Source organism: Desulfosoma sp. (genome assembly GCF_052743555.1).
Genome location: NZ_JBRAHS010000007.1, coordinates 73,503 through 93,964, shown reverse-complemented (window position 1 = coordinate 93,964; position 20,462 = coordinate 73,503). Strand labels below are relative to the sequence as shown.

The following is a 20,462-nucleotide window of genomic DNA, read 5'->3' as shown; positions in this document are numbered from 1 at the left end:
CTTGAGTTGACGCGTAGCGTCGCCGGCCAAATAAAGGGTTCTCGTGTTGAGAAGCCAGTCTGAAGGCCCCCCCGAATGAAAGGGTCATGTTTCGAGGGCACAACACCACAGGCAAGCTGGCGTGAATCCACCGCAGGTGCCACTGTGAAAGGGGCCTCGGCAAAACCCGTGAGATCAAAGGCGGCCAAGATGGCCTTGGACCGATAAAGGGGGAAACCAAACCATTGATGGGCAAGCCCATCGAAGCTGACTTTGCGCTCGGCATTGTCGGCCTTTGGATTTGACACTCCAGGCGCCCGATGTTACCCTTCGGCGTTCGAATCGACTACAGCAAGGTTGAGGCAATCGTTGTCCATGCGTACCGAAAAACCACGGCTCTTGGAGTTCTTTGAAAGCCGCCACCATCTCAAGTTGGTCCTTTCGCTGACGGTCCTTTTCCTTCTGATTCTCGAAATCCTGATCTACATCACGGCCGCCAGCCAGGCGGGTCAGCGGACGCGGCTCATTATTACCAACGGCGAAGGGCAAAAGGTTTACGAGACCCCGGGAAGTACGCTCTCCAGTTATGAAAAAATGGTGTTCGAGACCACCTTTGGGCCTCTTGAGCGTTATCGCATGCATTTGCAAAGTGAGGAACGGCCGTTTCCTTTTCGAGCCTGGCTGTCTGCGGCGGTCGGCATTCCCATCGGGCTCATTTTGATCATCGCATTTGCCATTAAGGCCTTTTTAAACCTTTTGTATGGCGATGTGGAGCGTCCCGAAGGGGAAAGCGTTTCGCCGGGATCCCCGGAAGGGCGTTTTGGGTCGTTGTTTGAGCTATTCCGTGGAATATCCGTGTTTCACGTGGGGGTCTTGGTGGTTGTGGGGGTCATTCTGTTCTGGATGGTCCCCAACGTGCTCGGCGACTTTGGGCGTGTGGCCTGGGATTTTTTCAAGGAATACAAAATATTGGTTTTTGGAGGCGCCCTTTTCATGGCCGGCGTCCTCATCTGGATCATTTATCTACGCTACCGACTGTCGAAGCAGGTTCTTCAAAACCAGGTGGAAATCGAGAGACTTCGGCTGGAATACCATCGCGCGTGCGAAGACAGGCCGCTGGAACTCCTGGCGGCTTCGCACTCCGAACCCCGCTCCGAAGCTTAGAGTGCTCCCGGAAAGGATCCGTCCATGTTCTTCAGCCGTCTATTTAAGAAGAAGAAGCAGGAACCCGAAGAGAAAAAGCCGGACATTAACCAGGGCATTTTCTACCTCTATCTTATTATCGGTATGCAGGTGCTGTTCGTTTTCGGCCTGATGGCCGTGATCATCACCTTGGGCAAAGTACTGGCCACGCCTTTGTGGGTTTTTCTTTTCAGTCTGGCCGTGGGAGCGACGGCCTGTTATTACATTTACAAAAAGGCCCAGAGGCAATTTCGAAAGATGCGGGACGCCTTAAAGCATATGGATCTTTCGGACCGAAACTACGAAATCAGTTTCATGGGCGGAATACTCACCATGAAGGTGGAACACAACCCGCGCAAGCTTCTTGAGGATCATTCCAATGCCGTCGTGGATGCCGAAACCCTGGATGCTTCCACGGCTGCAGCTATTCCTCCCAAAGTCGCCGGTCTTTCCCGGTAGGCAAACCCTGGAGACCTGTTCGGCGACGTGGCGAGCGTGAGCACGTCGCCAGGTCGCCCTATGCGCTTTCCTGGACCATGGCCTCCAAGGGGGGTGTTTCATGCATCGTCATGGTCGTTTCGGGAAAGCTTCATGGCCGGCAAAGTGGGTTCCTTCCATCGGGTCAGCACGGTGTCTTTACGCCAATGGACATCGTCCTTGTGAGGATGATCCACATTGTAGTGCAAGCCTCGGCTCTCCTTTCTGGCCAAGGCGCAACGCACAATGAGTTCCGCCACCAGGGCCAGGTTTTGCAATTCCACCAGGTCGGAATGCAGGGGAATGTGGGGTAGGTGTTCCTTGATTTCCATGCGCACTTGTGCAATGTGAAGGCTCGCCAAATGGAGCCTCTTGTCCGTGCGGACAATGCCCACGTAGTTCCACATGAGTCGGCGGATCACATCCCAGTTGTGGGAAATGAGGATCATTTCGCTCTGAGCTCCATTACCCGATGATGTCTCGATCGTCACTTCAGGCACCTGTGGAAAAGGTCTTTTTTGCCACCGGGGCAGACTTTCACTGCCATGCACGGCCGCGCGGTGCGAAAAAACCGCTGCCTCCAGCAGCGAATTACTGGCCAGTCGGTTGGCACCGTGCAGCCCTGTGCAGGCACATTCCCCAATGGCGTAAAGGTTTTCGATGGATGTTTGGCCCCATGGGTCTGTCACAATACCGCCGCACATGTAATGGGCCGCAGGAACCACTGGAATGGGATCCTTGGTGATGTCGATGCCCAAGCTCAAGCACTTTTTGTAAATATTCGGAAATCTTTGCTTGAGAAAATCCGCATTCCGGTGGGTGATGTCCAGGTAAACACAATCGTCTCCAGTTCTCTTCATTTCCGTGTCAATCGCTCGCGCTACCACATCGCGAAAAGCCAAGTCCTTGAGCGGATGGTATTTTTCCATAAAAGCTCGGCCCCGTTTGTCAATGAGGCGTCCGCCTTCGCCACGGACGGCTTCCGAGATGAGGAAATTCTTGGCATGGGGGTGATAAAGGCACGTGGGATGGAACTGGACAAACTCCAGGTTGGCCAAGGCCGCCCCAGCCCGGTAAGCCATGGCCAAACCATCCCCCGTGGCCACGTCAGGATTGCTGGTGTACAGGTACACCTTGCCTGCACCCCCCGTGCACAGCAGGGTCGCGTGGGCCAAAAAAGTGTGGATTTTTCCGCTCGTGGCATCCAGAACCAACGCACCCCAGCAGCACTGGTTTTGTTGCACCGTCACGGATCCCATGCGAACGGCTCGGTGATCGATGATCAGATCCAGCGCCAGATGGTTTTCAAAAATGGCCACGTTGGAGTGGGATTCCACCGCCTCGACCAACACTCGTTCTATGGCCTGACCGGTCATGTCGTCGGCATGGACGATGCGGTTTCGGCTGTGCCCCCCTTCCCGCCCCAGATCAAAGGGGCAGTGGGGTGTGCGGCCTCGAGAAAAAGGCACTCCGATGGAGGCCAGTTCCTGAATGCACTCGGGCGCCGACCGCACCACCAACTCCACCACTTCGGGTTTGCTCAACCCATCCCCGGACTTTAGGGTGTCCTCAATGTGCAAGTGGAACGAATCGTCCGGACCCAAAGCGGAGGCAATGCCTCCTTGAGCATAGTTGGTGCTGGTTTCCAATTTGTCCTTTTTGGTGACAATAGCCACTGTGGCCTTTTGGGCCACCTTCAAGGCAAAGGTCAAACCCGCGATGCCACTGCCGATGACCAAAAAATCAAAACGATGTTCCATGCCCGCGTCCTTTCTTGAATCGCTCAACGTCACCCCAAGGGCCCGGCGGTCACGCCGTGAAAATGGGCCTTCTTGTGGCACGTGTTCTTGACAGGGGTGACTCTAGTGCATTAGAGAGGCTGTGTAAAGTATTGGAAGATCGAAAACTTTTAAGCCATTGAGCCGCCCATGAAACCCGTTACGCCCCGTGTTTTGGATAGTCTTTCGGCCCCCAAGGTCTTGTTTGAGCCGGGATTGCCTCGTGTGGTGGTCTTTGATTGCGACGGCGTACTCTTTGACTCGCGGGAAGCCAACGTGCGCTTCTACAATCTTGTTATGGAACGGTTTGGGCGCCCGCCGCTTCGTCCCGACCAAGTGGACTATATTCACATGCATTCCGCCCGGGAATCCTTGGAATACCTCTTAGGGTCCGGGTCGGATCTGGAAGCGGCCTGGGCGTTTTGTCAAGGTTTGGATTTTCGCATCTTCAACCGCTATTTAAAAAAAGAACCGGGCCTGGATGAGTTACTGCGGTACCTGAAACCCCGGTGCCGCGTGGCCCTGGCCACCAACCGCACGGTATCCACTCAGGACCTCCTGGCCTCATTTCATTTGGACACTGCCTTCGATCTGGTGGTTACCGCAGCCGATGTCACCCATCCCAAACCGCATCCCGAGAGCATGGAAAAGATTCTCAAGGCCTTTGGCGTACCGCCCCAGCAAGTGTTGTTTGTGGGGGATTCCCCCGTGGACGCGCTGCTGGCTCAAAATACCGGGGTCGTCTTTGCCGCATACAAGAACCCATCCCTTTCCGCACACATCCATGTGCCTTCCTTTGATGTTCTGCAGGCCCATTTGGCCAAAACTCTGGACTCCGCCGCGTGCCACCGTGTCTTAGCTACTCCATGAACCGTGATCGCATCCGTTTTCCAAGGCTATTTCTCGTGGGCACATCCCATCGCGATCCACAGGGCCTGGTGCGCTGTCACAGGGTTTTGCAGGCACTGGATCCCCTTGTGATCCTAGTGGAAGTGAGCCCGTTTGCCGTGCGCCTTCGCAGGGAACACGGCCGTTTCTTCTTGAAGCTTTTCCTGAGAAACCTCGCAAGGGCCGCGACGATGACCCGCATCCCCGTTGCCGTCGCTCTGCGCTCCCCGTTCGTCAAGCCCATCCTTCGCCAATGCACTTTGCCCTTTGAATATCGAGCCGCCCAGCGAAGGTTTCAGATCAACGGCACGCCGGTGTTCTGTGTGGATGCCGGAGAACCAAGCCGTCTTTTTACGGCTGATTGGCCCGAGTTGCTGTCTTCAGCGAACCTGGCCCGCCTTCTTAAGGGCGGCCTTCCACCTCCTGTTTCGGCTGCGGAAGAATACGCTCAGGCGCATCGTGCTTTGGCACAGGCAAAGTCCGGCACGCGACCTCCCCTTGGGTGTGGAAACTTCTCCTTGTGGCAGCGTCGGGAACAATGGTTGGAAAAAACGGTGCGCGCCACCGTCGCAGAGCTGCAGCCCGGCCGATTGGTCTACCTTGGAGGATGGCGTCATGTGGTACCGGATGCCGGCCAAAGCCTTTACGATCGACTCCGTGACCTGGCTCCATGCCCCTTCCTGATAGATCAGTTCGATGAGCCGGCACCGGGTGATCTTTGACCCGTAGCCGCGCGGTCATGGAGGCGGCGGTTGTGCGTTGCCATGGCCGTTTGTTTCTGGTATGAAGAATCGACGGTGCATGACCGTCCCACAGCAAAGACGGCGTTCACGCGACAAGATCGCTTTTCGCCCTTGGTCGTGCTAGGTGGGGAGCTAGCGGTTCCCTGGACCCGAAATCCGCTCAGCGGGGCTGAATTCCCTTTCGAGGGATCGGCTGACGGGGCCCGAACGGAACTGCTTCACCGGTCGGACACCTCGCAACAGACGGATGTGAACCCCGTCAGGTCCGGAAGGAAGCAGCGGTAAGCATTGCGGTCTGTGTCGAGGTCTTATCTGATTGGGTGGGCCAGGAAAGCCGGGCCGGTGCCAGACGACTCGACAAAGGGTGCACGACCAAGGGTCTTTTTGAGCCTGCTGCTCGACCTCTCCAAGCCCCTCATTCATCCAGCGTGTGGGTTACGATGTTGTAGTGCTCGGCAAAAACGGGGCCTCGCCCCTTGAACATACTCACGTGCGTGAGGATCCACTCGGCCATTTCCAGCCGTTTGGGCTCCGAAAGAGCGTTGAAGCAGGCAAACATGGCCTCTTCCGAGGGGGCCTGTTCCATCTGTCGCCAAATATCCGAAGGATTCATGGGCTTCTCCTCATCCGCCTTCTGTTGGGCCTGCATGGTGTTGACAGCGTCTTCGGCTCGACGCACAAGGCTTTCAAGATTTTTCACCAGATCGCGCAATGCTTGATGCAATTCTTCCAAAGACCCGCATCGGACAAGAACTGGGAAAGCCGCCATATTCTCTTTACAGCGTATCTCAAATGTCGACCGGGACGGGTCGGCGGCGTTGGCATGAATTTCCAGTTCCAAACCTAAAGGTGAATCGGACGACCTCATGTTCTTCCTTTCCGGCTGAGAAAAAAGTTGCCCACCACGACGGTTTCACGCTAACGCCTTCCCCGGCTCATGACAAGCACCGCCATGAACTTAGACGGCAACACGTCATGGACCTCGAAAAAGCTTGATCCTTTCAGCAACTTTCATCAAGCTTTTCTCACCCCATGAACACAGTGCCTTTGACAAGGGTTGGATTATGTTGTTTTCCCACACGCAGTCCGCAGCTGAGGATGCACGCCGTGGCTAATCTCTTTGACCCGAGCGAAGCGCAAAAGACAAGCCCATGGACCGGGCCGCCGGTCGCCCTTCTTTGGGATCAGTCCCTGGTCTGGGGCCTTGTGCTGGTGGAAGCCCTGGAAGCCATGGCCGTACCCTATCGCCTTGTGACCGCCTCGCACATACGTGCCCAGGGACTTAAGAAGCACCGCGTGCTGATGGTTCCCGGAGGCTGGGCATCCCACAAGGCACGGGCCTTGGGCGCGGACGGACTGGAACAGGTGCGCACCTTTGTGCAAAACGGAGGCGGTTACGTGGGCTTTTGCGGCGGTGCGGGACTCGCCCTCGCCGAAGCCTCTTCTCTCAATCTCGTCCCCATTCATAGAAAAGGGCTCACCCAGCGGCTGCCCAATGCCAGCGGCGAAGTGTGGATTGAGGGAAACCCGGAACATCCTTTGTGGAAGGATCTGCCTCCAAGAATTCCCGTCTCCATCTGGTGGCCCTCCCAGTTTGCTTCGGATAACGGCCTGGGCGTGGAAGCCGTGGCTCGGTACCGAGGATACGGCGAAGACTTTTGGGTGGCGGACCTGTGCGCCGCCGATGTGACCCGCTGCGGCGCTCGCTGGCAGGACTGGGAAAAGAGCTACGGAATCAATCTGAATCCTGCGTTGCTCGACGGGCAGGCGGCCATTCTCTGCTGCCGGGTCGGCAAGGGCATGGCCGTGCTCTCCTACCCCCATCTGGAATTGCCCGACGGGTGGGGAAGACGCCTTCTGGCCAATATCCTGAATTCCCTACAGAACTCATGCGACCCCAAGGCTGTGGAACCATCGGAATCCTTGCCCGCCCCACCGGCTCCAGGCACGCCCTTTTTTTGTTCGGCCGAACATGGCTCGACCTCCAGAACGCCTTTGGAAACCCTTGACGAGGATGGGCATGATGGCATCGTGCCGGCTCCCAGTGTACCGGCTCTTCGTGCCCTTCAGGAAGCCTTGGAAGAGGCCCAATCCCTGATTGCCTTCGGGGAAAGGCATCTTCTGTGGCGTTGGCGCCGTCCTTGGTTGCTCCAATGGCAACGGGGTATCCGCGGGCTTGAGTATGGTTTCTTGTTGGTGTGTCTGCGATTCGTGGTTTTCCACTGTGGCCGGGAAAAGCTGCAAGCACGAGCCTCCGCGCCTTGGGATGATCTGTCCCAAAGCCTTTTGGAACAAACTCGCCTTTTTTGCCGGGAAGCCAGAAAACTGCTTTTGTATGAAAAGGTCGCGAGCCATCAAGGCCCCGTGAATAAGCTTCAGCCGGTCAATGCCCAAGTGGATGCGCTGCGGGAAACCCTGTTTGGTCGAGGTATGAGCCACACTGGCCTTTCCCAGCACATCTTTGACACGCTGGACGCCCTGGTCTACTGCACATTGGTGCGCCGTCGGCTGGGCGATGCCGCTCCGGGCAACTTCTGGATGGAAAGGCGCGCGAAGCCCCCTGCGCATAGGCGGGCATGAGGCGGAAAATTCCATGGCCGATGAGCTGGAAAAAATCAGTCGAGCTTCCACGTACCTAGGCACGCTCTTGCGCCGTTCAGCGGATGATGTGGCCTGGCTTTGGGACCACAAGAATCTTCTTCGGCGCTATGCCATCACTGACCTTTACCATGACCTGACCGCCAGCCTGAGCAAGGCCGCGTCGTGGAGTGAGGCACAAAGGGCCGTGCGGCGTTTCAAGCAAAGGCACTTCTTGCGCATTGGAGGCCGCGATCTTCTCGGTCTGGCAGAGCTTCCGGAAACCACGGCACAATTGAGCGATCTCGCTCAGGTGGCTTTGGAAGGAGGCCTGCGATGGCTGCAGGACCATCCCCATCTCTGGGCGCCTTCGACCGTAGCCCCTCACGTGCCAAAAGTTTTCCAGCAGTACCGCCTGACCGTCCTGGGTTTGGGTAAGTTGGGAGGCCGCGAACTCAATTACGTCTCGGATATCGATCTTTTATTCCTGCGCCAGGACAAAGAAACCTCCCCCATTCATGATGTGGAAGGGCTTTATGAAACCCTGTGCCTGGTGTGCCAAAGGCTTGTCAGTCTTCTGGCGGATTCCGTCGAAGGGGATCGCGTTTTTCACGTGGATCTGCGCCTGAGACCTCAGGGAAAAGACGGGGAACTGGTGCCGCAGGTTGCCGGCGCAGCCTATCATTACCTGCTCCATGGGCGAGCCTGGGAACGCCAGATGCTTTTAAAAGCCAGGCCTGTGGCCGGCGACCGTGCTTTGGGCATGGCGTTCTTGCATGAAGTACGCCCGTTTGTCTTTCGACGCTTTCTGGATTTTCAGGCTTTAGCTGAACTCAAAGGCATGCGCGACCGCATTTTGCAGGAACTGCGGTCCCAGCACGCGGACGCACCTTTTGACGTGAAGCTGGGTGTGGGCGGCATTCGCGAAGTGGAATTTCTCGTCCAGTCTTTTCAGCTCATCTACGGCGGCCGAATGCCCCAGCTGGACGAACCCAACACCCTGACGGCTTTGGAAAGTTTGAAAACCCTCGGCCTTCTTCCGGCGGACGCCGCCCAGGAACTTCGGGCGGCGTATGTGTTTTTGCGTCGCGTGGAACATTGGATACAGCTGGATCAAAACCGCCAAACCCAAAAAATCCCGTCTTCGCAGAAAGTCCGTGAAAGGCTTGCGGAATTTCTCGGTTTTGAAGGCTATTGGGCCCGGTTCAAGGAAGCCCTCACCGTCCACACGCAGGCAGTGCACCGGCATTTCACCGCCCTTTTTCAGCCCTTCGAAACGGGGCGTCCACAAGCAGACGAAAAACTCCTGGGCCAGGACACCGAGGAAGCCTGCCTACCCTCCAAGGCCCCCCACCTGAATCGGCTCCTTCCGTCCCTAAACGGCCTGGCGGGTCCTCTTCAGCCCCCCGTTCTCAAGACCATCGAGACCTTGGCGGCTGGGGTCGATGGGGAAACCCTGGAAGCCATGGCCGCGCGGATGGACCGTTATATAGCCCAAGTGCGCCGGCGCCCCGGGTTGCTGCATTTTCTCGGAAGCCATCGAGCCCTGGTCCCTGAGATCTTTTCGGCCCTGGCGCGCTGCGACCTTGTGGCCGACCTTCTGAGCCGCCAACCCAGCTTGGTGGAAGCCCTGCGCACGTGGCCTGTACACCAGGTCCTTCACGCGCAGTGGCAAACCTCGGCTGAGGAGATCCTCCACAAGGCCTCCTCTTACGAAGAACACCTGGAATGGCTTCGACGACTCAAGAACGAGCGGTTTCTGGTTCTGGCCTTACAGGACCTGGCCGGCACTCTGGCCCAGGGAGCTCTGGAAAGAGCTCTTGCCGATCTGGCCGATTTCGTGGTCCGCCATACCCTGCGCGCTGTTATGGATGCTGTGGGTCTCGACCCTCAACTGCCTCTGGCCGTCGTGGCCTTGGGTTCCCTGGGCAGCCGGGAAATGGACTACCTTTCCGATCTGGACCTCATATTTGTTTATGAACCGCCCGAAGGGGAAAAAAGCGACCAGATTCCCTTGGAAGTCATTCGCATGTTGCAGCGGTTTATGCGCATGCTGAGCACCCCGCTGCAGGAAGGGCCCGGTTACGAGGTGGATGCGCGGTTGCGCCCCACGGGATCCTACGGCCCCTTGGTGGTGACGCGAACCAATTGGCAGGACTACTACACACATAAGGCGGACATCTGGGAAATTCAGGCGCTGCTCCGCTTTCGGTTTGTGGCGGGGGATCCTGTTCTGGGAATGAACTTGGAACGTGCCGTGCAGCATCTGTGCTTTCAAGAGCGGACCGACGCCATGGTCTGGCCGCGTTTGTGCCAGCTTCGAAGACGGATGGAAGTGGAACGAACGGCGGAAAGAGACGACGCCGTGGACATCAAGCTGGGGGTCGGGGGCCTTGGGGATCTGGAGTTTCTCATTCAGGGTGTGCAACTGATCCACGGCCATGAAAATTTAGCCTTGCGTCAGGGATCTACGGCGGCCCTTTTGACGGAAGCTCTGGCCCACATTCCGGACGGCCCGCGGGCATCGGTGGAAATGCTTGAGGCTTTTCACGGTCTTCGAGTCCTGGAACGTCGGTGGCACCTCATGACTAATCGGCCTGGATCGCTCGTGACTAAGCAGCATTTCCTGCAGATGACGCGCCTCGGCCTGTGGCCTGCGTCGGCCGAAAGCCGCCGCCTAGAAACATGGGAAGACCTTTTGGCCGTGCGTCGTCGTATCCGCCGTCTTTTTCAGAGTCTTTGCGAGGAAGCCCCGTCAAATGTTCCCAAACCGTGAGATCGTCAAAAAGCCCCTTCGGCTTTCGATACGCTGGAGCTGGGAACAAGCCGGCCTGGTGGACATCTCGGTGTGTAAAAGCCGTTCCAAAGAAATCACTCCATGTCCTTCGGGGACTTCCCCATCCCCCGATGCCCCCTAGAAGCCTGTGCGACAATGCCCATTTTGGCCATTTGTGGCTTCGTAACTATCTGAGATTACTAGACCCGAAATGGACGAAAAGGAGTTCTCGGACACGCTGCTAGTTGGGCATCCATCGTGGCTACCGTTGGAAGACCACGGCATGGCGTGAAGCTTTCTCCTCATGACGGCCTTCAGACTGCCGTAAGCTCGAAAGACCGCATGGAATGGGGCCTCGGTGGATGTATCGGTGTCGGTTGATACAGAAACACACTCAATGGAGACGCACCCTAGCCCGGTGGATCGACCCCCGTGACGATCCATTAAGGGGGTGCACGGTGAGGCACACCATGCCATAGCGCGGCTGTGCATTTTTTGTTTGACATGCGGCCCCCAACCTTGTTAGCTTTAGAGACCCTTCAAACAATGATGTTTGGATTCGTCCGCCGAACACCGCTGTTCGAAAAGGTCCTTCAGCATGTAGAAGGACCTTTATTGCCTTGATTTCCGGACAACGTCGTCCTTGGAATGAAGACAAATCAGGAAGGAAAAGTATCGGCCATGTGTCGGCTGTGCGCCATTACCAGCACGGAACCTCTGTCTCCCATGAAGGCTATTGAAGCCTTGGATGTCATGCGTGAAGGGCATGACGGCTCGGGAGTGGGGCTTTTTTTAAGTGACCTAGGCGGGCCGTGGGAAGAATTTAAGGGCGCCCCTATTCTTTCCGGCATCTTCACCAACGAAGGGCTCAAACGACTGGACCGCTTCATGATGGAAATCGGCTTCATGACCAAATACAAGCTGTCCATCAAGACGCCCAAGACAGCGCCGCCCGGCGTTCCCAAACGTGATGTGTACCTCATTCGAGCCTACGAATTTCCCGAGGAATGGGATCATCTGACAGAACATGACATCCGCCATCGACTCATGGAACTGCGGCTGCAGTTGCGTCGAATGGGGGAAGAAAAGGAGGACATGATCGTCTTCAGTTTCTGGCCCGACTGCATCATGATCAAGGAAATCGGCGATCCCATGACGGTCGCGGAGTATCTGCGGCTGGACCGCGAGGAATTGCATGCGCGCATCATTCTGGCCCAGGGGCGTCAGAACACGAATTACGCTATCAATCTTTACGCCTGCCATCCCTTTTTCATTCAGGGCATCGCCACCATGACCAACGGCGAAAATACGGCTTTCGTGCCTATTCGGGAGTTCCTCTCGTCGCGGAGCTTTCCAGGCTATATGGGTTATCAGTCCGATTCCGAGGTCTTCACCCATATCTTGCACTACATGCACTATTTTTTGGGCCTGGAATTGGAATATTACAAGCACATCATCACGCCGCTTCAAGATACGGCCCTGGAACAACACCCCAACGGCACCTTTCTGAAACACCTCAAGAGGTCTTGTCGGCGCTTGATCATCGATGGGCCCAACTGTGTCATCGGCTGCCTTCCCGACAAGCGGGTCTTTATGGTGCAGGACCGAAAGAAACTGCGCCCCGGTGTGGTGGGCGGCAAGCCCGGTATGTACGCCTTTTCTTCGGAATTGTGCGGCTTGGATGCCATAATTCCTGATCGGGACAAGTCCAAAGACATTCAACCCATGCATTTGGATACGGTGATCGTGGGACCGGATCGCCAGGAGGTTCGGGTATGCTCTCAGATGGCTACATAGACCCCAGTTCCTTGAGTCTTCAGGACTTACCATGGCAGGTGCACTGGAGTCTCGACAAATGTACGCTATGCGGCCGATGCACAACGGTGTGCCCTGTGCACGCCATTGAATTGGGTGTGTTTCGAAAGCGTGTCGTGGAAACAACCCTTGGAATGCCACAGGCGCCGTCCAACGTCACCAAGGTCTTTTTCGGGATTCGTCAAAAGACTGACCCGGCCTATGCGTGTATCGGCTGCGGCATGTGTTCCCTGGTCTGCCCCAACGATGCCATCATGGCGTATCGATCTAAGGAATCGGACAAGTTGCGGTTTCACAGCAACCGAGGCGGTCAGCCCAGACGGCGCGGCGGGCGGCGCAACGTTCCGAAAAGTATTCTGGACCGCATCAAGTTCATTCGCATTTCCATGCTCACAGATCCGGCCCTTGATGCCGGCCGCCACGAATTCGAGCTCCGCACCCTTTTAGGGCGTGTGCTGCCACCCGAGGAAAACCTCAGGCTTCTTAGGGAAAACGGCTGGATTCCCCCCGTTCGCGAAATCTATCCCCTGATCATCGGAGGCATGTCCTTTGGTGCGTTGTCGCCCACCATGTGGGAAGGCTTGATGATGGGGGTGGCCTATTTGAACGAGGAGCTGGGTATGCCTGTGCGCATGTGCACGGGAGAAGGCGGCTGCCCGCCGCGCCTGTTGCGATCCCGCTTCATGAAATATGTCATTTTGCAGATCGCCAGCGGCTACTTCGGCTGGGACGAAATCCTTCACGCCATTCCGGAAATGAAGGAAGACCCTTGTGCCGTGGAAATCAAATACGGCCAAGGGGCCAAGCCCGGGGACGGAGGGCTGCTCATGTGGTCCAAGGTCAACAAACTCATCGCTGCCATCCGGGGGGTACCGCCGGGGGTGAGTCTTCCCAGCCCGCCCACGCATCAAACCATGTATTCCATTGAAGAGGCGGTGGCCAAGATGATCCAGTCCATGTCCATGGCCTGGGGCTTTCGAGTGCCAGTGTATCCAAAAATTTCCGGAACATCCACGGCCCTGGCGGTCCTGAACAACCTCACACGCAACCCGTATGCGGCGGGACTGGCCATCGACGGAGAAGACGGCGGCACGGGCGCCGCCTACAATGTTTCCATGGACCACATGGGACATCCCATCGCGTCAAACATTCGAGACTGTTACCTCACCCTGGTGCGCCTGGGCAAACAAAACGAGTTACCCTTGTTTGCCGGAGGGGGCATCGGCAAGAACGGAAACCTTGCCGCAAACGCGGCGGCTCTCATCATGTTGGGCGCCAGCGGGGTGCAAATCGGAAAATACATTCTGCAGGCCACCGCCGGCTGTTTGGGATCGGAGTCGGATCGGTGCAACGTCTGCAACGTTGGTGTGTGTCCCAAGGGTATCACCTCTCAGGATCCGCGCCTGTACCGGCGCCTGGATCCCGAAAAGGTGGCGGAGCGTCTGGTGGATGTCTTTCTCGCCTTTGACACGGAACTGAAGAAGATCGTCGCGCCCTTAGGCCGATCCACGGCCCTTCCCATCGGCATGTCGGACGCCTTGGGAATCGATGACGCCGCGGCGGCGCAGCGGCTGCACATAGCTTATGTGGTTTAGACGGGACCGACCATGAGGTGAAGGAGCGATGCAACAAAGTATGGTGCAAGACGCCCATTGGATTTCCGGGCGCGAACACGGCCGGCGCCTGGAATCGAGAATCCTGGAAGAACGTTTGCAGCAGGCCGTGGCCCAAGGCCATCGTCGGCTGGAAGTGGAAGCCTTCGGCCAGCACGGCATTGGAGGTCGCCTCTGGCGCTCTGGCGGCGAACCCATTCATGTGATCGTCCACGGCACGTCAGGACAACGTCTGGGTTCCATGGGCTTTTTTAACACCACCGTGGAAGCCCTGGAACCAGCCTCAGATGACGTGGGTTGGTTGAATGCGGGAGCGGAAATCGTCGTGCACGGTCATGCTGGTAACGGAGTGGCCAATGCCATGGCTCAAGGCAAAATCTTCATCGCTGGCAGCATCGGCGCCCGCGGCATGACCATGACCAAGCACAACCCTCGGTTTGCGCCCCCGGAGCTGTGGGTGCTGGGTTCCGTTGGGGACTATTTCGCCGAATTTATGGCCGGAGGCATCGCCGTCATTTGCGGCCACGATCCGGCCAACCCCGGCAATGTGCTGGGATATCGGCCCTGTGTGGGCATGGTGGGCGGCAAGATCTTCTTTCGAGGACCCCACGGGGGCTACAGCCAAACCGACGCCAAGTTGGTGCCCTTAAGTGACGACGATTGGCGATGGCTGGTCAAGAATCTGCAAAGCTTTCTGGAAAGGATCCACAAAACGGAGCTTTTTCCCCTCCTTGCCCAACGCAGCCAGTGGCAGCTTTTGGAAGCACGCAGCCCTCATGAAAAGGCGGCCGTGCCGCGCAAGTCCATGAGCGCTTTTCATCGCGATGTGTGGGAGCGGGAACTGGGTCTTGGAGGGCTCATCGGAGATCTGACGAACCTGGACCGGAGCCCTATTCCAGTCATCGCGACAGGAAATCTGCGCCGCTACGTACCCGTGTGGGAAAACAAGAAATATGCGGCGCCCTGCGAGGCGTCCTGTCCCACGGGCATTCCGGTCCATGAACGCTGGCGGCTCATTCGAGAAGGCCGTGTGGACGAAGCCGTAGACATGGCTCTGGCCTATACGCCGTTTCCGGCCACAGTGTGCGGGTACCTGTGCCCGAACCTGTGCATGCAATCCTGCACTCGACAAGGGCTTCGCATGGCGCCCGTGGATGTGACCCAACTGGGCAAGGCGAGCCTCAAGGCCAAGCTGCCTCCGCTACCCTCGCTCAGCGGCAAAAAAGTGGCCGTTATCGGCGCGGGTCCCGCCGGGCTGTCCGTGGCCTGGCACCTGCGCCGGCTGGGCCATGAACCGGTGGTCTACGACCGCGCCGGCGAACTGGGGGGCAAACTCACAGCGGCCATCCCCACAAGCCGGATTCCCCACGAGGTGGTACATGCCGAATTGGAACGCCTGCGCTCCGTCCTGCCCCACGTGTATCTTCAACAGGAACTGACCCAGGACGATGTGGAACAGCTCAAGGCAGACTACGACATGATCGTTATCGCCGTGGGTGCGCAAAAGCCGCGCCTGCTCCCGGTGCCCGGCAAGGAACGGCTCATTCCCGCCTCGGAATTCTTACGAAAAGCACGCCGTGACGCGGTGCGGGTGGCGCGCCGCGTGGTGATCATCGGGGCTGGCAACGTGGGCTGTGATGCGGCGAGCGAAGCCTATCGGCTCGGTGCCGAAATGGTAACCCTGATCGATATTCAAGAACCCGCCTCCTTTGACAGGGAGCGCCAAGCGGCTCTGGCAGCCGGTGCTGTATTTCGCTGGCCGTGCTTCACCAAAGCCATCACCGATCAAGGCGTGGAATTGACGTCGGGGGAGTTCCTTGAGGCCGACATGGTCATTGTGGCCATCGGCGATCAGCCGGATCTGGCATTTTTGCCGAAAAGCGTCCAGACCGAACGGGGCTTCATCAAGGTGGACGCCTTCTATCAAAGCAGCGATCCCCAAATTTTTGCCATCGGCGATGCCGTCCGTCTGGGCCTTTTGACCGACGCCATCGGTGCCGGAAGAAAAGCGGCCCAGGCCATTGATGACATTTTCCACGGACGCCGGCCGAAGCAACCCCTGCGCCCGATGATTGACCCTCGGCGCGTCAAGTTGGAATACTTCGATCCTAGGCACCTGGCCTTTGACGATGTGACTCAGTGCGCCCTAGAATGCGCTTCATGCGGCTCCTGCAGGGATTGCGGCATTTGCGTGGCCATCTGCCCTCAGGCGGCCATCCACCGTGTGAGCGGCCACAACGGCGACTTTGAAATGGTCGTGAACCCGGAACGGTGCATCGGCTGCGGCTTTTGCGCGGGGGCATGCCCCTGCGGCATCTGGAATCTGGTGGAAAACGACCCGCTCACCATTTGACGACGCGCACGTCGGAGATCGTACGCCCCAGAAAGCGTTCCCCGATGGTCTGAAACCGAAACGGCACATCTGTCACATAAAACACATAGGCTGGCGGCTCGTCCTCAGTTGCCGCCAGTCCCGAGGATTGCAGCACGCGCGCCGTCTCTTCCGCCATGGCCTCGGCCGAATCCACCAGCTGGACGTGAGGGCCGGCCACTTCCTGCAGCAAAGGCTTCAACAGGGGATAATGCGTGCAGCCCAAAACCATGGTGTCAATGGGATGGCACAGAACGGGTTTGAGGTATTCTTGGGCCGTCAGGCGCGTGACCGGATGATCTAACCATCCTTCTTCCACCAGAGGGACAAAGAGCGGGCAGGCCTGGGAAAAAACGCGCACGGACGGGTCCTCACGGTGAATGGACCGGGCATAGGCGTTGCTGTTGATGGTGGCCGGTGTGCCGATGACCGCCACGTAACGAACCCGCGTGATGCTGACGGCACATCGAGCTCCGGCATCAATGACATCCAATACGGGCACATGAGACCTTTTTTCCACCACATGCCGAGCCACGGCCGCCATGGTGTTGCAGGCGATAATGAGCAACTTGACACCTTGGTGCAAAAGAAAGTCGGTAATTTCCTGCGCAAACCCGCAAATGGTTTCCTTCGACTTCACCCCGTAGGGCACTCGCGCCGTATCCCCAAAATAGAGAATACTCTTAAAGGGCAGGCGTTCCATGAGGGCTCGAACCACAGGAAGGCCCCCCACGCCCGAGTCGAAAACGCCGATGGGTAAGTGCCGCACCGGCTTCAAAGTCTCCACCTCGTCTTCCTTTCGCTCACCCAGCTGACGCCGCCCTGAAAGCCTTTTGCGCACACCCTCGGCCTGCGCACATTGCATCACATCACGCCCATCCCCTCACTCTCCATGACGGGCATTCGGCGACACGCCGCGGCGGATTGTGCACGGAACCCCTCGACGGAAAACCCTTTGCGGACGCGCCGCGCGCCGCTTTGCGAGGGCAAGAGACACCCCACCCAGCTTAATGCTCGATCTATAGCGCTGTTTTGAGAATGCCCTGAATGTCCTTCGGCGTCGCTCGACGCGGATTTGTCCACATGGTCGGGTCTTCCAAGGCCTGTCGAGCGATGTCGGCGAGATCGCCTTCCTTCACGCCGATCGTGCCCAGGCGGTTCGGCAAATCGAGATGCCGCATAAAAACCCGAAGCGTCTCCACTGTCTTTTGCGCTCCGTCTTGAGCAGACCGGGCTTTCAATCCCCCTGTCAAAGCGTCCCCGATGCGCAGGAGCCGTTCAGCGCATTCGCCGGCATTATAGGCCAGAACCCATGGCAACAGCACGGCGTTGCAGAGGCCGTGAGGGAGGTTGTAGAAACCGCCGAGCTGATGCGCCACGGTATGCACGGCGCCGGCTCCCGCATTGTTGGTGGCGATACCGGCAAGGTACTGGGCGTAGGCCATGGCCGAACGAGCTTCCATGTCCGTCCCCACAGCGTAGGCTTTAGGAAGATACTTTCCGATAAGTTCGACGGCTTTCATGGCGCAGGTGTCCGTAAGGGGAGTGGCCATGCGGGAAAGATAGGCTTCGATGGCATGGGTCAGCGCGTCCATGCCGGTTTGGGCGGTGAGGGCAGGCGGCAAACTCACCATGAGTTCTGGGTCGTTGACGGCGATGCACGGAATCAGTCGTCGATCCACGATAGTCACCTTGGTTTTCTTGGCCACACGGGTCAGCACGGCAAACCGCGTGACTTCACTGCCCGTTCCTGCGGTGGTGTTGACGGCGGCCACGGGTGGCAGGGGATTTTTCAGCTTGTTGAGGCCCACATAATCCCATAGCGCCCCGTCATGGGATACCATGACGGCAATGGCTTTGGCGGCATCGTGCGCACTGCCGCCGCCAAGGGAAAGGATCATGTCGCACCCGTGCTCTTTGTAGAACGCCACCCCTTTTTGAACACACGCTTCCGTAGGATTGGCCACCACTCCGTCAAAGACCACCACGTCCAAAGCACTGACCTCCCGAAGCAGGTGCAGCATTTCGTCGCCCAGCCCAACCGCCATGAGGCCGGCGTCGGTGCACAACATCACACGTCGAGCCGAAAACCCTCGAAGGTGGTCCATCAGTTTCCGCCGCGCCCCCGCCCCAAAAAGGCTGAGCGGCTGCGCAAAAAATTCGGCATACCGAACCATGTTCACTGTCATCTCATTCCCCAGCCCCATATCACCACGGTCCCCCACGGCTCCTGTGCGCAAATGCCCTTGCAGGAGCGTGTTCGAAAATGGCTTTTGGGGGTCGTTTTCGTTTCATTCCGGAGGACTCACATGGCGCTGTGCGCTGAAACTCCCCGCCTCGACGAGCCCTTGCCGCTGTTCATGAGGCCCACTCATCGTCAAAGAGGCCCAGGCGTGCCGCTGTATCTTTGTACGGAACCGGAAATTCCGGCTCGAAATCCTGGTAGAAGGTCACGGGATATCGAGCGCCAATGGCTTTGCCCGCTTCTTTGAGCCCTTGGGCCACTCGAGGGAGCCATCGGCCCGGAAAGGCCACCACCAGTTCGTCGTCTTGGGTCATGGAAAAGATGCGGTCCCCCATGCCCGGAATGGCCAACCGTGGCGCATCCAAGGCGTAAGGGGCATACAGGGTATGCAGGCATTCCACCTTACCGCCGAAGGATCCGGTCACCGAAGCGCACGGAGCCGCGCCTTCAACGTCGGCGTCACCGCAATAGGTCAGGGCTTGAACCACCCGCATGGCCTGGGCGGGATTGCAATAGATCGCCACTGTGTGGGGCTCATGGAGGGCTTTGGCCAAAGGGGTCAGCAAAATGCCGTGGACGGCCCCTTCGGGCACACAGTGCATCTCTGCCAACTGGGCTTCGGCGACCGTGGGGCAGGAAGCAAAACCCACGGATTGCATAAGCTGCTTCATTTCCTCATCCCGGTTCGCTGCGCCGCTCATGCCCCAACCCAAAAGCGCTGGAACACAAATGATGTCTTCCTTTTTCAGGCCCACACTCCATCCGTAAAGGCGCGCCATCGTGATACCCTGGCAGACGGTGACCCTTTTTTTGAGAAACGCCCGAGGCCGGCGCGTCTTTTCAGGAAAATTCTCACCCTCGCCAAGAAAGCGCACCGCCAAAGGAAGGCTTCTGGGCTTTATGGCCTCCTGAATCATGGACTGCATTGCCGCATAATCCACCATGGTGTGTTCTCCTTCTTTGGTTGGGTTCCAAGAAGCTTGTCCGAGAAGATCTTCAGTAGGAGCGGGGCAAGCCGCGATGCCTTACCGCGCCTTGCGGCGCTCCTACGGAATGCAACGAAAACGGCCCCCAAAAAGCCATACTCAAACAAGCTTCCGCGGTGGACAACTTTCATCAACCCATAAAAACCGGTCAATCTCGGTTGAGAATAGCGCGAGTTTGCGAAGGATACCTGCATCAGTGTGACGCTCGTTTGGTAAAAATGTCCGCCGGGGCCAAGGGATATTTCTGTTTGAGCATCTGATAGTACCTTGTGTCATCGGCACAATCGGGATTGTCGGCACAGTCCCCGCAGCATGGACGAAATTCGCGCACAACCCATTTCCCCTGAACCTTTTCCAACAAAGCATCCACAGGTTCGCTCACGCCCAAGCCGTCGGTGCTTCGGGGTTCGGTCTCGATCCAGGCCCAGTTGTTCCCCGTGCGGAAATAAGTGACCAAGAAAATGAAAGAGAAATCCGGCCCCTTTTGGTTGAAGGCAAAAGCCCTCAGCACGGCGCGGCACTCTGAGTCGTCCTGGGGAAAAATATTGAACGGGGCCTGTGGAAATGTGCGTTGCATCGCCACATGAAGCCAGTGTCGAAGATCAAGGCATAGCTCCGGACCCTCGGCACACACCACGGCATCCGGGCGAACCAGAGCCGCTACCTGCCATGCGCCCTTGTCTTTTTGCAGCAGCCCACAGAGCCGCAGCCTGTAGTTTTCACCGTGGACCTCTACCCACGCCCAGGAACCCTTGATCTTCATCCAGTCCACAAAAAACCGGATGGGCTTGTCACTGAAAACCCGCACATCCTCCCGGAGATATTGAAATCCGGGATTGTGCCGCTGAGGAAACGCTTTGAGGGCTTCTCTGACGGCATCCAGCACAGCTCGCCGCTGGGAAGTCCCCGGAGCCGGAGTGTCGGGTTCCTGCGCGGCACCATGTTTGGAAAAAATTCCTAGCACGGCCCAGAGACAGAGCGCCGGTAAGATGATGCGTTTCATGACCCGCCTGCGCACTCTTTTTTTGGATC

General features: G+C 57.8%; 15 protein-coding genes and 1 other RNA gene. 10 read left to right on the top strand and 6 right to left on the bottom strand.

Features of this window, described 5'->3' with window-relative positions; translation table 11 throughout:
* The first annotated feature begins 378 nt into the window (after positions 1-378).
* Together ACUVSA_RS06025 and ACUVSA_RS06020 are read left to right on the top strand one after the other, a co-directional pair.
* Complete coding sequence (locus ACUVSA_RS06025) at positions 379-1,143, top strand: hypothetical protein (protein ID WP_445894146.1); 765 nt, start codon at positions 379-381, stop codon at positions 1,141-1,143.
* 24 nt (positions 1,144-1,167) lie between these two features.
* Complete coding sequence (locus ACUVSA_RS06020; RefSeq protein ID WP_445894145.1) at positions 1,168-1,620, top strand: hypothetical protein; 453 nt, start codon at positions 1,168-1,170, stop codon at positions 1,618-1,620.
* Positions 1,621-1,718: 98 nt separating this feature from the next.
* On the opposite strand, the gene nadB is transcribed toward ACUVSA_RS06020, so the two are convergent.
* Positions 1,719-3,398, bottom strand: a complete 1,680-nt coding sequence (gene nadB, locus ACUVSA_RS06015) for an L-aspartate oxidase (protein ID WP_445894144.1) — start codon at positions 3,396-3,398, stop codon at positions 1,719-1,721.
* A gap of 168 nt (positions 3,399-3,566) precedes the next feature.
* On the opposite strand from nadB, the gene ACUVSA_RS06010 reads away from it, so the two are divergent.
* The 3 genes from ACUVSA_RS06010 to ffs all read left to right on the top strand — a co-directional run bounded on the left by ACUVSA_RS06010 (position 3,567) and on the right by ffs (position 5,419).
* A complete protein-coding gene (locus tag ACUVSA_RS06010; RefSeq protein WP_445894143.1) occupies positions 3,567-4,286 on the top strand; it encodes an HAD family hydrolase in 720 nt (239 codons plus the stop codon).
* Positions 4,259-5,026 (top strand): hypothetical protein, encoded by a 768-nt coding sequence (locus ACUVSA_RS06005; RefSeq protein WP_445894142.1) that lies wholly within the window; start codon positions 4,259-4,261, stop codon positions 5,024-5,026. The genes ACUVSA_RS06010 and ACUVSA_RS06005 overlap by 28 nt, the downstream gene beginning before the upstream one ends.
* Positions 5,027-5,162: 136 nt before the next feature.
* Positions 5,163-5,419, top strand: an RNA gene (ffs, locus tag ACUVSA_RS06000) — signal recognition particle sRNA large type.
* Positions 5,420-5,462: 43 nt separating this feature from the next.
* Here ffs and ACUVSA_RS05995 read toward each other — a convergent pair.
* The gene (locus ACUVSA_RS05995) at positions 5,463-5,915 is read right to left on the bottom strand and encodes a hypothetical protein (RefSeq protein ID WP_445894141.1); all 453 of its coding nucleotides are present in this window, start codon (positions 5,913-5,915) and stop codon (positions 5,463-5,465) included.
* A gap of 239 nt (positions 5,916-6,154) precedes the next feature.
* Between ACUVSA_RS05995 and ACUVSA_RS05990 the strand changes: the two genes are divergently transcribed.
* From ACUVSA_RS05990 to ACUVSA_RS05970, 5 genes are all read left to right on the top strand, one after another.
* The gene (locus ACUVSA_RS05990) at positions 6,155-7,627 is read left to right on the top strand and encodes a BPL-N domain-containing protein (protein ID WP_445894140.1); all 1,473 of its coding nucleotides are present in this window, start codon (positions 6,155-6,157) and stop codon (positions 7,625-7,627) included.
* 13 nt (positions 7,628-7,640) lie between these two features.
* Positions 7,641-10,400 (top strand): hypothetical protein, encoded by a 2,760-nt coding sequence (locus ACUVSA_RS05985; RefSeq protein WP_445894139.1) that lies wholly within the window; start codon positions 7,641-7,643, stop codon positions 10,398-10,400.
* 681 nt (positions 10,401-11,081) lie between these two features.
* Positions 11,082-12,197 carry a glutamate synthase gene (locus ACUVSA_RS05980; RefSeq protein WP_445894177.1) on the top strand — a complete coding sequence of 372 codons (1,116 nt, stop codon included), beginning with the start codon at positions 11,082-11,084 and terminating at the stop codon, positions 12,195-12,197.
* Positions 12,176-13,810, top strand: a complete 1,635-nt coding sequence (locus tag ACUVSA_RS05975) for a glutamate synthase-related protein (protein ID WP_445894138.1) — start codon at positions 12,176-12,178, stop codon at positions 13,808-13,810. The genes ACUVSA_RS05980 and ACUVSA_RS05975 overlap by 22 nt, the downstream gene beginning before the upstream one ends.
* 40 nt (positions 13,811-13,850) lie before the next feature.
* Positions 13,851-16,181, top strand: coding sequence for an FAD-dependent oxidoreductase (locus tag ACUVSA_RS05970; protein WP_445894137.1), 2,331 nt, complete (start codon positions 13,851-13,853; stop codon positions 16,179-16,181).
* On the opposite strand, the gene murI is transcribed toward ACUVSA_RS05970, so the two are convergent.
* The 4 genes from murI to ACUVSA_RS05950 all read right to left on the bottom strand — a co-directional run bounded on the left by murI (position 16,171) and on the right by ACUVSA_RS05950 (position 20,433).
* Positions 16,171-17,064 carry a glutamate racemase gene (gene murI / locus ACUVSA_RS05965; protein ID WP_445894176.1) on the bottom strand — a complete coding sequence of 298 codons (894 nt, stop codon included), beginning with the start codon at positions 17,062-17,064 and terminating at the stop codon, positions 16,171-16,173. The genes ACUVSA_RS05970 and murI overlap by 11 nt on opposite strands.
* 154 nt (positions 17,065-17,218) lie before the next feature.
* Positions 17,219-18,424 (bottom strand): iron-containing alcohol dehydrogenase, encoded by a 1,206-nt coding sequence (locus ACUVSA_RS05960; protein WP_445894136.1) that lies wholly within the window; start codon positions 18,422-18,424, stop codon positions 17,219-17,221.
* 133 nt (positions 18,425-18,557) lie between these two features.
* Positions 18,558-19,388, bottom strand: a complete 831-nt coding sequence (locus tag ACUVSA_RS05955; protein ID WP_445894135.1) for a DUF169 domain-containing protein — start codon at positions 19,386-19,388, stop codon at positions 18,558-18,560.
* Positions 19,389-19,623: 235 nt separating this feature from the next.
* Positions 19,624-20,433, bottom strand: coding sequence for a hypothetical protein (locus ACUVSA_RS05950; protein WP_445892549.1), 810 nt, complete (start codon positions 20,431-20,433; stop codon positions 19,624-19,626).
* Positions 20,434-20,462 lie beyond the last annotated feature (29 nt).

Excerpts from the sequence above, each read along its gene's own strand:
- ACUVSA_RS05955 (WP_445894135.1), bottom strand. The coding sequence starts at position 19,388 with ATGGTGGATTATGCGGCAATGCAGTCCATGATTCAGGAGGCCATAAAG.
- ACUVSA_RS05975 (WP_445894138.1), top strand. The coding sequence starts at position 12,176 with ATGCTCTCAGATGGCTACATAGACCCCAGTTCCTTGAGTCTTCAGGAC.
- ACUVSA_RS05970 (WP_445894137.1), top strand. The coding sequence starts at position 13,851 with ATGGTGCAAGACGCCCATTGGATTTCCGGGCGCGAACACGGCCGGCGC.
- ACUVSA_RS05980 (WP_445894177.1), top strand. The coding sequence starts at position 11,082 with ATGTGTCGGCTGTGCGCCATTACCAGCACGGAACCTCTGTCTCCCATG.
- ACUVSA_RS05950 (WP_445892549.1), bottom strand. The coding sequence starts at position 20,433 with ATGAAACGCATCATCTTACCGGCGCTCTGTCTCTGGGCCGTGCTAGGA.
- ACUVSA_RS06010 (WP_445894143.1), top strand. The coding sequence starts at position 3,567 with ATGAAACCCGTTACGCCCCGTGTTTTGGATAGTCTTTCGGCCCCCAAG.
- murI (WP_445894176.1), bottom strand. The coding sequence starts at position 17,064 with ATGCAATGTGCGCAGGCCGAGGGTGTGCGCAAAAGGCTTTCAGGGCGG.
- ACUVSA_RS05995 (WP_445894141.1), bottom strand. The coding sequence starts at position 5,915 with ATGAGGTCGTCCGATTCACCTTTAGGTTTGGAACTGGAAATTCATGCC.
- ACUVSA_RS05985 (WP_445894139.1), top strand. The coding sequence starts at position 7,641 with ATGGCCGATGAGCTGGAAAAAATCAGTCGAGCTTCCACGTACCTAGGC.
- ACUVSA_RS06020 (WP_445894145.1), top strand. The coding sequence starts at position 1,168 with ATGTTCTTCAGCCGTCTATTTAAGAAGAAGAAGCAGGAACCCGAAGAG.
- nadB (WP_445894144.1), bottom strand. The coding sequence starts at position 3,398 with ATGGAACATCGTTTTGATTTTTTGGTCATCGGCAGTGGCATCGCGGGT.